This is a genomic window from Sporosarcina sp. GTC18466, from assembly GCF_055389225.1.
This window is the reverse complement of the sequence record NZ_AP044037.1, coordinates 2,762,764-2,776,439: the sequence shown is the minus strand read 5'-3', so window position 1 is coordinate 2,776,439 and position 13,676 is coordinate 2,762,764. Positions and strand designations below refer to the sequence as shown.

The following is a 13,676-nucleotide window of genomic DNA, read 5'->3' as shown; positions in this document are numbered from 1 at the left end:
ATTATTCCCACTCGATCGTGCCCGGCGGCTTCGGGGTAATGTCATACACAACGCGGTTGACGTGATCCACTTCCGCCGTGATCCGGTTGCTTATCTTCTCAAGGATTTCCCAAGGTAACTTTGCAAAGTCGGCAGTCATTCCATCCACGGAATGGACTGCACGAAGGCCGACCGCGTAGTCGTAGGAACGCTTTTCATTACGGACGCCGACGCTCTTGATGTCCGGAAGGATGGCGAAGTATTGCCAGATCTTCTTGTCGAGTCCCGCTTTCGCGAATTCGTCCCGAAGGATCCAGTCCGCTTCACGCACAATTTCAAGCTTATCTTCCGTCACCTCGCCAAGGACGCGGACGCCAAGGCCCGGACCTGGGAATGGCTGGCGGCGGACGATGTCTTCCGGCAGGCCGAGCTCAGCGCCGACTGCACGGACCTCATCTTTGAAGAGCGCTTTTAGCGGTTCAATCAATTCGAATTCCAAGTCTTCCGGCAGGCCGCCGACATTATGGTGTGATTTGATCACTTCATTTGTCGCTGTTCCGCTTTCAATGATATCCGCGTAAATTGTACCTTGTGCGAGGAACTCGATGCCGTCAAGCTTTGCCGCCTCTTCGTCAAACACATAAATGAATTCATTTCCGATCGTCTTACGCTTCGCTTCAGGATCCGTAACGCCTTTCAGCTTGTCCAGGAACCGTTTGCGAGCATCCACTTTGATGAAATTCATATGGAACTTGTTGCTGAATGTATCAACAACGCTTTCCACTTCCCCTTTTCGGAGAAGACCGTGATCTACGAAGATACATGTCAATTGATCGCCGATTGCACGGTGTATCAATGTTGCGACAACGGATGAATCGACCCCGCCGCTTAGAGCACAAAGGACTTTCCGGTCACCGACTTGGGAACGGATCTTCTCCATTTCGATATCGATGAACGCCTTCATCGTCCATTTGCCGGTTGCTCCGCATACGTTCAAGAAGTTGCGAAGCATGTCCCGGCCGTTTTCCGATCCTTCGACTTCAGGATGAAACAATACGCCGTAGATACGTTTCTCATCATTTGCAATTGCAGCGATATCTCCATTGCTTGTAGCAGCGATCTTTTCAAACCCTTCCGGCAAGCCGTCAAAAGAACGAAGCGCAGACACCTTTTGTTCTTCTGCAAGTCCGGAGAAAAGTTTAGCTGACGGATCAACAGTGATTGTTCCTTCTGCCACCGATGTTGATGTTTCACTTGCCTGCCCCCCAAATTCACGGGCGATCAGCTCAGCGCCTGAAGCGACTCCAAGGACCGGTATGCCAAGCGAGAAAATTTTATGGTCAATTGCGAAAGTATCTGCACTCTTCTCACCGCCCGACAGGATAATCCCGACTGCGTTCAATTTCTTGATATCTTCCGCGGATGTTGTATGAGGAAACAATTCGCTATAAACTCCCAGTTCACGGACGGTGCGAGTGATCAGCTGGTTATAAGAGCTGCCATAATCTAACACGATGATTTTCTCTTGTTCGACTAGTAAAGGAGCAGTTGACAATTGTTCCACCTCTTCTGAAGTATTTATACCGATTTTTCTTCTTAAAATTGAAAAGACGCGATAGAAAATCCTCTTTCCTCGCGTCTCGGCAACTACAAAAAGCAGGAACAGCAATATACATTGCTCTTCCCGCCTTCATAGAAAAGCCATTCAAGGTGGCTTTGTAGAGACATCCGAACCATATTATCGGACTTATATGAGGGCTGCATCGGTATGTTGTTTTTTTCATCATACTCTTGCATTCTGCAAAAATCAACCCGATGTCCTTATGATTAAATCTTTCCATATTTCCTGCAGCTCCTCATAATCGCCCGCATCTGCATGTCCGCCGTATATTCCCTTCTCGTATGCGTCCGTCAAAATACGCATACGATTGCCTCCGAAATGGCGATCGACCGTGGACGCAAATTCCCCGAGAGTCATGCCGCCCTTGCGTTTCAAGCCAAAGCGCTCGAGCTGGCGGAGCAGTCCTTTATACTGTTTGGCGAACATACCCCAGTCACGATCCGTGTTTTCGTAACGCCGGACAAGAAATTTAGGCAGCCATTTGCTGCGCTTTGAGAATAACCACCACGCGGCGATTAGAAGAACGCCTCCTGCAGCAAACAACAGCAGCTTATTCGCTTTCAACCAGTCACTGACATGTGTAAAGAAAGGAGTCCCGCTTGCGGAGCTTTTTGACTTCTCAGGCACGTCCGGTTTGTTTTCCTCCGGTTTCGGCAATTCCTCCATCTCAGGAGTTTGAGGATCGTCCAAATTGGATTCAACATCATACGTGATGCCAGCGGGGTTAGTGAAGCCGATTGTCGGTTCGAACGGCATCCATCCAATTCCCGGCAAATATGCTTCCACCCAGGAATGGGCTTCATTGTTCGTAACAGTGTAGACTCGCTCACCATTACCGTTCAACTCGGATGTGCCCGGCGCGAACCCTTTTGCCCACCGAGCAGGTATGCCGACAGAACGAAGCATTACGACCATTGACGTAGAAAAGTTATCACAATACCCATGTTTGGATTCAAACAGGAATTGGTCGACATAGTCCTCATCCGCTTTAGGCACCGGCACATTTGTCTGGTCATAGACGAATCCATTCCGTTTGAAATACCGCTCGATCGATTTCGCCTTATCATAGACGCTTGCCTCGTTCTCCGTTATGGAAGCGGCCAGCTCCTTTACCCGTTCCGGCAATTCAGAAGGTAGCTGCAGATAGGCGTCCATCTGCCCGAGTTCATTACCGTACTCCGCCATATCAGCTTCACGTAATGCCTTCATGCTATAGATTGGTTCATTGAAGTCAAAACCATACTGATCCAGGTCGATTTCTTCCCCGTCTTTCATCGCCCAGAGCTGTCCGCTTTCTTGGTAATGGTTCAGCAGCACATCAGACCTTGCGTCAATTTTCGTATATCCATAGGGCTGGACCAGATACGGCAGCGGCTCTTTCATGGCAATTTCAGCACGCATATTCCGATCTTCTTCTACGGATTCATCTTCATCTGCAATAACTGAGCCGGGAAAATAGTTGACAGGCAGACGATCTGTCATGTTCTGCACCCAGCCTTTTGACGTATAGGTATCTTTTGATTCGATTTTCCAGTATTGACGCGAAGGCGCCTTCGCTTCGAAGACGACCCTGTCATCCGGATTGAACGGACCGCCAAGTTTTGAATCGTCCGGATCATATCCGCTTGTCGACATGACACCTCCCACTCCCTCACTGCCAGTGACAATCGACTTGAAGAACGGAACGGGGTCCGGCCAAACCGGATCTCGTTCCGGCATGGCGCTTGCCAGCAATGAACTGCCTACGACCATGAAAAGCAGAGGGAGCGAAATGACCGCATACATTCCTGTTTTGATCGGTTTCCCGTGTTTTTCGGACACACGCATAATATACAGAAGACCGATGAGCAACAGGCCGTTCACCATGATCCGGATGATGGCATGATCCGCTGAATAGGCACTGAAAGTATCAATAAACGCGATAAAGACGACTGTCATGATGTAGAACAAAAGAATGCTCTTCCGCACTTCAATCCAGTGCCGGATCAGATAAGTCGTCATCCACAGCAACACAAAGAACATGACCGTGCGAAGCGGATTCGTTATCCCCATCCAATCAAACGCTGCAATCACAGGAAGATTACTGAAAAGATCGTCCATCAAAAGAAGGATCGAGCTTTTCGTCATGACCACGCTGCCTAGGAAGACATAATGGATTGCCCAGAAAATGAATAGAATTTTCGCTGGTATTACAATCCACCATTTCACGCCTAGAAGCGCCAGTAAGAACGACAGGCCGATAAACAAAAGGAACAGACCCAGATAATCTGTGTCCGTCAGTTCCATGACAGGAAGCAGCCATTCCCTTAGAAGCATGAACGCGAGCAGATAGAGGAATGCGAACAACCACTTGTCTTTTTTCTTCAGTTTCGTCATGATGAGGCCACCTCCCGAAACACATCGGAGAATTCCATTGGTCCAATTGCAATTGTCTTGATTCCTTTTGAGCGCAGTACAGCCATTTTTTCATCAAGCTGCCGGGTGGATGTTCTTTTACGGTCGACAATGACAAAGCAGATGACAGCCCTTGCTGAAGGAAGTGATGCAAGAACCGGCTGGATGAATATCCAGTCAGGATCACTCGTGACCCAGACGGCGCTGCCGGAAACAGGCATATTGACAGCCGCACTTTGCACGCCGCCTGGATCAGTGAAGGGGCGCAGTTTTGCCAAGTGGACTAAAAGTTTCCGCATCTGTTCAGCCGTCTGAATCGACGGAAATTCCCGGCTGTGGTCCGTGATTGTCGCAAAACTCACAACCGCCTGTTCGGAAGAGGCCTCTTGCACAATCGATGCGGCAAGTTCGATTTTCTCTTCGAACAAATCAGATGCCCTTCCATCAAGCAACAGCAGCAGCTCCTCCGACTGGCGATCTTCAAACTCTTTCGTCATAAGGGTTTGCGTGCGGGCGAACGACTTCCAGTGGATCCAAGTCACACGGTCTCCAGGCTGGTATTGCCGGACGCCTGTCGCCATCGTCGTGTCTTTGACGAGAGCGAACGGCGAGGTGATCGATCCCCGGTCGTACTGTGCTTTGATCGGGACATAATGGATGCCTTCTGTTTTTGGTAGCACAAGGATCTGGTCCTTCAGTTCAATCAGTTTCGACTTACGGATCCATCCGAAAAAGTCTGAGACTTCTACCTCTACGCCAAGCAGTACATGCTCTCCCCGCGGCATATCATGAATGGTGTATGTCCATTCGACCCGCTTTCTAAATCCCAGCAAAAAAAACTGTCTTCCAGTAATTCCGGCCTTTTTGCCGATCAGCGGATTCTCCCAGCGTTCAGCCGCGACGGTATAAAGAAGAGGAAAAGGGAGCTTTCGATAGAGTGTGATATGCACCTCCAGCTTGCCTCCCCGCTCCAGCGTCCGGGTTTTAAAAGTGCGCTCTGCATTGAAGTCCGTAAGCGGATAGAGGAATAGAAGGGTCGAATAGATGACGAACGGCAATATGGCGTACAAGATTGTCCAGCTCACTTTTCCGCCCTGGAACATGGCAAAGACGACGGTCGTCACGAGCAAAAGGAGGACAAGAAGAAAACGTCCCGATACAGACAGGAATTGCAGCTTTCCTCTCATTTCACCCGAAGCCTTTCGATCGGAACATTCACTTTCGTCAAGATCCGGTCAATGATTTCTCCTGTTGTAATTCCTTCATACTTCGCTTCCGGCCTCAAAATGATCCGGTGTCCAAATACATAAGGAGCCAAATACTTCACGTCATCCGGCGTCACATAATCCCGGTCTCGCATCAAGGCATACGCCTGGCTAGCCTTCATAAGCGCGAGCGAGCCGCGCGGGCTCACGCCAAGATAGACATACGGATTCGCCCTCGTTTCCGACGCACAGTCAACAATGTAGGATTTAACCGCGTCTTCCACATTGACTTCCGTCGCTGCCTGCTGCAATTCACGCAGTTCCTCAAGTGAGATGACCGGCTCCAGGCGAGCGATCGGTGCCGATTTTTCCGCGCGCTGCAGCATTTCAATCTCTGCCAGCCGCTCCGGATACCCCATGTTCAATTTGAATAAAAAGCGGTCGAGCTGGGCTTCCGGCAATGGATAGGTCCCTTCGTACTCAATCGGGTTCTGTGTCGCCATGACAAAAAACGGCTTCGGGATCTGCAAGGTCTCCCCGTCTACCGTGACCGAACCCTCTTCCATGCTCTCAAGCAAGGCGGATTGCGTCTTAGGGGAAGTCCTGTTGATCTCGTCGGCGAGAACAATATTTCCGACAATCGGGCCAGGCCTGAACTCGAAATCGAGCTCTTTCGGATTGTAGACGGAAACGCCGAGGACATCAGACGGCAGCAGATCCGGCGTGAACTGGATCCGCTTGAATGATGCGCCGATCGATTTCGAAAGAGCCTTCACCATCATCGTTTTTCCGACACCCGGCACATCCTCGAGCAGCACGTGGCCGCCCGCGAGCAGCGCCGTCATGCTCAACTCCGCAATATTCCGCTTGCCAATCATAACTTTATCGATATTTGCCAACACATTGCTGATCAACTGTGCATGGTTCATAAGGAAGCCTCCAATTTCTCTATGCATAGACAACACGCCGATAAAAACAATTTACTCTCTCGACATGTCCGAAAATTAACAAAATGTAACTTCATAATACCCCACTTGCTATTTTCCTACAACTTTAACTTATCCGTGCTGACAACGGTAAAAAGAGACTCCTCTCATCGAAGAGTCTCTTTCCTTCATTTCCAAAAATCATCAAACACGGTAATCGGCATATGCCTTTTATGGGCAGACCGGATATACAACTTCTCAATTTGATCGCGTGCGTTTTCCGAAACCTCTTTACCTTCCAGAAAATCGTCGATCTCCTCATAACTGACACCGAGCGCCACCTCGTCCGGAAGCGCAGGCCTGTTCTCCTCAAGATCCGCTGTCGGAACCTTGTTGTACAGCCGCTCTGGGCAATCCAGCTCAATCAGAAGCTCGCGTCCCTGTCTCTTATTGAGACGGTAGATCGGCATCAGATCCGCGCCGCCATCCCCGAACTTCGTATAGAATCCAGTCAGTGCTTCGGCAGCCTGGTCTGTTCCGAGGACGACGCAGCTTTGCGCTGCGGCAACGGAGTACTGCGCCTTCATCCGCTCGCGCGCCTTCTCGTTCCCTTTCGTGAAGTCGGAGATGATGACACCCGCTTTTTCGAGGGACTTCGCGCTTGCATCCACAGCGTCCTTGATATTCACCGTATAGATGACTGAGGGCTGAATATAGTCAAGAGCCGCCTGACAGTCATCCTCGTCGAACTGCGTTCCGTACGGCAATCGGAGTGCGATGAATTTGTATCGGTCCGTGCTGTCTTCCTCATTCAGCTCGTCCACCGCCATTTGTGCAAGCTTGCCGACGAGCGTGGAATCCTGGCCGCCGGAGATGCCTAGGACAAAGCCGCTAAGAAACGGGTTCTTTCTCATATACTCCTTCATGAAGTCGATGGACCGACGGATTTCCTCCTTCGGATCGATGGACGGTTTCACTTTCAACTCTTCGATAATCTGCTGCTGAAGTGTCATGTCAATTCCTCCTTACCGTGATGAAAAGGCCTCGACCTTCTCGCGCACCTGCCGGATATTATTCATTTTATTATCCCAGCATTTCTGGCTTAGGTCGACCGGATACTCTTCCGGATTCAGGGACCGCTTATACTCTTCCCATAGAAGCCCCAGATTGTCATGCGCATAGGCCTGCATTTGTGTGATGGGCGGATTCTCATAAATGGCCTTTCCGCCTTCTACAACTTTCACATGCAAGTTGATTGCATCGAAGTTCGTGACGAATTTCGAAATGAACGTATGGACCGGGTGGAACATTTTGATCCGCTCCTCGGCAGCCGGATCCTCGTCCTGCAAAGTGATATAATCCCCTTGCGCTTTGCCGTTCTCTTTGTCGATGATCCGGTAGACATTCTTCAATCCCGGCGTCGACACCTTTTCGGCATTCGAGGATATCTTGATTGTATCTTCCATTTCGCCTTGCGCATTTTCAATGGAAACCATCTTATAGACCGCGCCGAGTGCCGGCTGGTCATACGCGGTGATGAGTTTCGTGCCAATGCCCCAGATGTCGACTTTGGCTCCTTGCGCCTTCAAGTTTAGAATTGTATATTCATCAAGATCATTTGAAACGACGATTTTTGCATCCTTGAAGCCTGCTTCATCGAGCATACGGCGCGCCTCTTTCGATAGGAACGCAATATCACCGCTGTCGAGCCGGATGCCAATGAAGTTGATCTGGTCCCCAAGTTCTTTCGCCACCTGGATTGCAGTCGGCACGCCGATTTTCAGCGTGTTATACGTATCTACGAGGAATACACAGTTTTTATGGCGTTTCGCATAGGCATGGAACGCTTCGTATTCACTCTTATATGCTTGGACGAGGGAGTGGGCATGTGTGCCGGAGACCGGTATGCCGAACAGCTTCCCTGCACGAACATTACTCGTCGCTTCCACCCCGCCAATGAACGCGGCTCGGGCGCCCCAAATGGCAGCGTCCATCTCATGTGCCCGCCGGCTGCCGAATTCCATGACGATTTCATCTTTCACCACTTGCTTGATGCGGCTGGCTTTTGTCGCGATCAGCGTCTGAAAGTTGACGATGTTCAGCAAAGCCGTCTCAACAAGCTGCGCCTCGGCGAGTGTCGTTTCAACGCGGAGGATCGGTTCATTCGCAAAAACCAGCTCCCCTTCGACCATCGAATAGATGTCGCCCGTGAAGCGAACCCCTTTCAAGTACTCCAGAAAGTCGTCTCGGTAGCCGAGCTCTTCGCGCAAATAGGCGATATCGCTCTCGCTGAAATGAAATCCTTCTATGTACTCCAGGATCCGCTCAAGCCCCGCAAACACCGCATACCCGTTACCGAATGGCAAGTTCCTGAAGTACAGCTCGAATACAGCCTTCCGTTCATGGATTCCATCCGCCCAATATGATTCCGTCATATTGATCTGATACAGATCGGTGTGCAGCGCCAGGCTGTCGTCCGCATAATTCGACATTCCAAATCTCCTTCTTCCACAATCGCTTTTTAGGTCAAGTATACACTATTTACCCATTAATGAACTCACTCTAACGAAAATCCGCATGGAAAACTTGTCGGACCCTGGAAGGATGACGCATGTAAACGCATCGGATGGTTTGATGCTATATGATGTCTGGTCTTTCTTAAGACATCCCTTGGACCGATCACTCCAGGAAGGTCCATCAACCGAATAATTTCAATCCAACAGCCCCGCCGATAATAAGAGCAATGAAAACCATCCGCTTCCATCCCGCCGGCTCCTTGAAGAAGAAGATACCGACCAGGACCGCGCCAGCCGCGCCGAGCCCTGTCCAGATCGCATATGCGGTACCCATCGGAATCTCGCGCATCGCCATCGATAGGAACACAAAGCCTGCGCCAAAGACACCGACGAGCAGAGCAAGACGGCCGATTGTCTTTTTTTGGATGAATAAATTGATGCACATCACACCGAAGATCTCGCCAAAACTTGCGATAATAAGATAGACCCACGCCATTTTCAGCGCCCCCCTTCTGCATCCGCTGGCGGTTCTTCAGCAGGTGTTGTCACCTTGATTCCAACGACGCCTGTAATGATGACGAGAAGGAAAAGTATTTTAAGCATTGAGAAGTCGGCGTCAAACACAAGAAAGTCAATCAGCACAATTGCTGCCGCCCCGGAACCCGTAAATACCGCGTAAACGGTTCCGCTCGGCAGCACTTCACATGCCTTGATGATGAAAAAGAAGCTAAAAATAATCGCGATGCATGTCCCCGCCCATTCAAGCGGAGTTTCCGCATAGCGCAGCCCGATCACCCAAAACACTTCGACAATCGCGGCGAAAAGAACATATAGCCAACTCATAGTCATACCTCCTACGTAAATGCCTATCATATGAGTATATCAAAAAACACGCTTGCCTCTCTAAAAAGGGAAAGTGATATTGTTGTGTAAAGGATTTTCTAGCAATTTTTTAATTCATTTCTTATCAAGAGAGTCGGAGGGATTTGGGCCTGCGTAGTCTCAGCAACCAGTCTGCTGCAGCACAAGTGCTATTTCCAAACGGCGTACGTGAACCAGCCAAGAGCCTCTTCATTATGCATAGGCCCTCTTACATTTTCTTTTTTCTCAATGGCAAGGCCCAGTGATCTGTAATATTGTGCCGAAACCTGAGAAGGCGTCCGGCTTCCCAGTCCGCTCATTCGCCATATTGCCATAAAACATGACAGGATGCTGTAGTACGCAGCGTCCTTTTTATTTTTATCCAATAACATTAATCACTCCACAACTTCCCTTCTCCTTCCATTCGACTTTCCTTGTTCCTTTCGACAAACCCACTGCTAGTAATACATAATACATAGCTAACTTTGTCGTAAGTTGTAACAAAAAACATTTATTCCAAATAATGATTGACAATTTTGAATAACATTATTAGGATGTATATAACATTTCGCAAGATTCATAACATGAAAGGATATTCGGGCGACCACCATTACCGAAACGAGGGATGTCTAAATGAGCCAACAGCCTGTCCTAGATGTCAGCAACTTGAAAACATACTTCTACTTAGAAAAGGATGTCGTCGCAAAAGCGGTCGATGACATATCGTTCTCCGTCCAGCCCGGAGAAACTGTCGCCATTGTCGGTGAATCGGGAAGCGGTAAAAGCATCACCGCCCTCTCGATCATGCAGCTGATCAATAAACCGGGACGGATCGTTGACGGGCGGATCGAGATGAACGGCAAGAACTTGGCTGTCCTGAAGCAGAAGCAGATGATGTCAGTCCGCGGCAATCATATCGGAATGATCTTTCAGGAGCCGATGACCGCCTTGAATCCCGTTTATACGATTGGCAGCCAATTGACTGAGACCATCCGCAAGCATAAGAAATTGTCCAAGAAGCAGGCCACAATGAAAGCGGTCGAGCTGCTTCGGATTGTCGGCATCCCGCGACCGGAAGAAATCATCAAAGAATTCCCCCATCAGTTGTCCGGCGGCATGCGCCAACGAGTCATGATCGCCATGGCCATCTCATGTGAACCTGAACTCCTGATTGCTGACGAACCAACGACAGCACTGGACGTCACCACCGGAGAATGGATATGTTTCTTTTTTATTAATCACCTGTTATATTAGGTATTAACTAAAAATATTAGTTAATACCTAAAATGCGAGGTTATTAAATGGGGAAGCAACCTTTTCTATCTGTTATCAGTAATAAACAAGAATTAATTTTTTCAACATATGAAGAATCGAGAGAATACCAAGCAAAGTTAATAGGATTGTGGGAACAGCAACAGCGTGTTCTAGGATATACAGAGCACACTATAGCACTAGGAACAAAATGCTTGAATGAGTTCTTAGATGTGTCAAATAAGTTCATATGGGAAGTTACAATGTCTGATGCAGATAAATTTTATTTGGGCTTGGTTGGAAGAGGATTAGCCTATTCAACTAGGAGGAAATATCAATCCACTATTTCTACATTTTTAGAATATCTAAAGACAAGGCATGGTCATGAAATATGGGAGAGGTATAAAGTACAAGTACCTAACTTATTAGATAAATTTAACCGTTACTACCATAGAAAAGATGATCATAATGGTCAAGTAATACCTCCAAAACCTGAATTACTTGATAGGTTTTGGAATGGTATGAAAGAAGAAATGAAAACAGCAAGAAAATACTCTACTGTAGCGAGGGACTATACTCTTTTTAGGATGTTAGAATTAACAGGGTTAAGAACTCATGAAATAATCATGATGGATGTAAAAGACTGTAGGTTTGACTTGGGGGAAAAAGGTAAACTCCATGTTCGCTTTGGAAAAGGGTCTAAAGGGTCAGGATTTAAGCGAAGGTGGGTACCAATGTTGGATGATGTAGAAATACTCCTAAAATGGTACTTAGAAAGGATCAGACCTCTTTTCACTAACGAAACTGAAGGGCCTTTATTCTTATCTGAAGGTGGAGTAAGGCTGAATAAACATACAGCTAGAAAGAGTTTAGCGAGAAGGCAAGAAAAGATGGGTTTTACTAAAGAGGAGATTTTCAGTCCTCATCAATTACGTCATTCATTCGCTACTCGTCAGACAGAACTAGGCGTTGACTTATTAACGCTAAAGGAACTATTAGGTCACGCAGATGTCGCAACTACATTTAATTACTCTAATCCTGGTTCAGATCATTTGGAGAAAAGAGTGAGGATGGCTCAAGAAAAATGGCGAAATCAATTATTAAACTTTAATAAAAAGGGTGAATGAATTGGCGATTGAATGGAGATTAAGAAAAGTCATGGCTGATATTGGAATATGGTCTGGAGCTGAATTAGGTAGGCTTTTGGAGGATAAGGCAGGCTATAAACTATCTCCTCCCTCAATAAGCGCTTTATTAACTAATGAACCTAAGCAAGTAAAGACTCAAACAATGGATGCGCTTTGTACCGCATTAGAATGTACTCCAAATGATTTATGGAAACACACTCCTACACCAGTGAAAAAACTTGAAAAACCAACGAATAACAAGTTGGCGAAGGCGGTTAATGAATCTATTTCTGAAGATAAGCTTCCACCAATATAGGAGAATGATGAACATTATTACATGTGTATCTTGTGAAAGAAAACTAAATACATCAGAAATTAATAAGAAAGCAACCGTCTGTCATAATTGTTTGAGTAAAGCTCGTGTAGAGAGAATCCAAACCGAAGATTTTCTTAAAGAAAATTTCACAAAAACATGGAGTGCAACACTATTTAAAAAATATATTATGTATTTAAAAGAACTAGGTATTGGTGTAGAAACAATTCGTAAGAATAGTAGTAAGGTGTTACGGTTTTTACAAGCAGCTGAAAAAGAGCTTTTAAGCCCTTCTGATATTAATGAAGGATGGCTGATATCTACATTAGAAAAGACCCCTAATTCCAAGAGAATAAAATTAAGTCTATTTAATTTTTTTATTAAAATAGGTTATTTAAGTGTTAACGCAGATGAGGGTATTCTCACTAGTATTAGAGAGGTTTTAAAGCAAGTTCCTAAAGGATTTATTCGTCTCTTGGAGATATATTTCAACGAAAAAATGGAACTTAGGAATAGACAAGTAAAATTTAACGCGAGAAACCCATTATCCCTATTAACAGTAAAGGCGGACATAGTAGTCTTTGTTAGATTAGTCCGATGGCTTCAAATTAACTGTAAGCATATAGAATCCTGGGATACTGTTCAACAAGAAGATGTTCATGAATTTCTTTTAACTTTAACTCCTAAGAATCGTGAGATTGTGAGAAAAGATTTATTAGTTCTGTTTAAGTTAGCCAAAAGAAAAAGGCTAATAACTCATATACCAATCTTGGATATAAAATCTAGAGAGCTTCCTCCAACTATCGAGCCATTAACCTTTTTTGAGCAAGTAAATGTGGCTAAATTAGTTAAAAGTAGACTTTACGAACAACCCTTAGAGTGTTTATTGACTGTGCTATCTTTTTATCATGGGCTATCTTCATCACATATTAGTAATATAAAAATAAGTGATGTAAAGGTTGAAATGAAGGCGATTTTCCTCAACGATAGACCACCAGTTTATCTATCTGATGATGAACTGGTATTAATAAATGAATATGTTAAACAGAGATCGAATAATAGAAACGCAAAGAATAAGATTTATTTAATTCTAAGTTCAAGTTCATCAGGGGTATATCAGGATCGTCCAATCAATAATCAATTCATAGCAAGAAAAGTAAAGGCCTTTTGTGGTTTTACACCTAAATCTCTTAGAATTACTTGTTTTAATATGATAGCAAGTAACTTTGGACCACAAATACTTGTAGAAGGGTTTGGTCTATCACTTACACAGGCTTCAAGATATGGGAAGTTAGAGGATTATCTTATAGAGGAAAGTATAAGTCATCAAAGAGCACTTCTTCATAACGAACAAAAGAATTAAGAGTAGAGTGTGTGTAAATAATAACTAATACTCGTATTAATATTAATGAATTAATATAAAAAATGTTCTCTCAAATGCTTAAGGATAAAATACTGGGCAACTAGGGTGATTATAATGAAA

The 13,676-nt window shown here is 46.1% G+C and carries 11 protein-coding genes, 2 pseudogenes and 1 riboswitch; of the genes and pseudogenes, 5 read left to right on the top strand and 8 right to left on the bottom strand.

From position 1 onward, the window contains the following. Window position 1 precedes the first annotated feature (1 nt). The 8 genes from guaA to ACZ5FK_RS13720 all read right to left on the bottom strand — a co-directional run bounded on the left by guaA (window position 2) and on the right by ACZ5FK_RS13720 (window position 9,484). The gene (gene guaA / locus ACZ5FK_RS13755) at window positions 2-1,534 is read right to left on the bottom strand and encodes a glutamine-hydrolyzing GMP synthase (RefSeq protein WP_464805445.1); all 1,533 of its coding nucleotides are present in this window, start codon (window positions 1,532-1,534) and stop codon (window positions 2-4) included. A gap of 118 nt (window positions 1,535-1,652) precedes the next feature. Beyond that, window positions 1,653-1,754, bottom strand: a riboswitch (purine riboswitch). Between the two features lie 32 nt (window positions 1,755-1,786). Further along, window positions 1,787-3,976 carry a DUF4129 domain-containing transglutaminase family protein gene (locus ACZ5FK_RS13750; protein WP_464805444.1) on the bottom strand — a complete coding sequence of 730 codons (2,190 nt, stop codon included), beginning with the start codon at window positions 3,974-3,976 and terminating at the stop codon, window positions 1,787-1,789. Beyond that, window positions 3,973-5,181 (bottom strand): DUF58 domain-containing protein, encoded by a 1,209-nt coding sequence (locus ACZ5FK_RS13745; RefSeq protein WP_464805443.1) that lies wholly within the window; start codon window positions 5,179-5,181, stop codon window positions 3,973-3,975. Before ACZ5FK_RS13745 ends, ACZ5FK_RS13750 begins: the two co-directional genes overlap by 4 nt. Next, window positions 5,178-6,128, bottom strand: coding sequence for an AAA family ATPase (locus ACZ5FK_RS13740; protein WP_464805442.1), 951 nt, complete (start codon window positions 6,126-6,128; stop codon window positions 5,178-5,180). Before ACZ5FK_RS13740 ends, ACZ5FK_RS13745 begins: the two co-directional genes overlap by 4 nt. 185 nt (window positions 6,129-6,313) lie before the next feature. Beyond that, entirely contained in the window at window positions 6,314-7,138 is an 825-nt protein-coding gene (gene nadE, locus ACZ5FK_RS13735; protein WP_464805441.1) for an ammonia-dependent NAD(+) synthetase, read from the bottom strand. 12 nt (window positions 7,139-7,150) lie between these two features. Then, on the bottom strand, window positions 7,151-8,617 hold the full coding sequence (locus ACZ5FK_RS13730) for a nicotinate phosphoribosyltransferase (RefSeq protein ID WP_464805440.1): 1,467 nt from the start codon (window positions 8,615-8,617) through the stop codon (window positions 7,151-7,153). Window positions 8,618-8,822: 205 nt separating this feature from the next. After that, window positions 8,823-9,137, bottom strand: coding sequence for a DMT family transporter (locus tag ACZ5FK_RS13725; RefSeq protein ID WP_464805439.1), 315 nt, complete (start codon window positions 9,135-9,137; stop codon window positions 8,823-8,825). Between the two features lie 2 nt (window positions 9,138-9,139). Beyond that, complete coding sequence (locus tag ACZ5FK_RS13720) at window positions 9,140-9,484, bottom strand: DMT family transporter (RefSeq protein WP_464805438.1); 345 nt, start codon at window positions 9,482-9,484, stop codon at window positions 9,140-9,142. A gap of 271 nt (window positions 9,485-9,755) precedes the next feature. On the opposite strand from ACZ5FK_RS13720, the pseudogene ACZ5FK_RS13715 reads away from it, so the two are divergent. From ACZ5FK_RS13715 to ACZ5FK_RS13695, 5 genes and pseudogenes are all read left to right on the top strand, one after another. Beyond that, window positions 9,756-9,839 (top strand): annotated as a pseudogene (locus ACZ5FK_RS13715) (cyclase family protein); the annotation flags it as partial. 296 nt (window positions 9,840-10,135) lie between these two features. Then, a pseudogene (locus ACZ5FK_RS13710) lies at window positions 10,136-10,708 on the top strand (ABC transporter ATP-binding protein); the annotation flags it as partial. A gap of 95 nt (window positions 10,709-10,803) precedes the next feature. Next, on the top strand, window positions 10,804-11,880 hold the full coding sequence (locus ACZ5FK_RS13705; protein WP_293928558.1) for a tyrosine-type recombinase/integrase: 1,077 nt from the start codon (window positions 10,804-10,806) through the stop codon (window positions 11,878-11,880). A gap of 31 nt (window positions 11,881-11,911) precedes the next feature. Next, the gene (locus tag ACZ5FK_RS13700) at window positions 11,912-12,196 is read left to right on the top strand and encodes a helix-turn-helix domain-containing protein (protein ID WP_083600205.1); all 285 of its coding nucleotides are present in this window, start codon (window positions 11,912-11,914) and stop codon (window positions 12,194-12,196) included. Between the two features lie 7 nt (window positions 12,197-12,203). Beyond that, window positions 12,204-13,556 carry an integrase gene (locus ACZ5FK_RS13695; RefSeq protein ID WP_074036665.1) on the top strand — a complete coding sequence of 451 codons (1,353 nt, stop codon included), beginning with the start codon at window positions 12,204-12,206 and terminating at the stop codon, window positions 13,554-13,556. The last annotated feature ends 120 nt before the right edge of the window (window positions 13,557-13,676 follow it).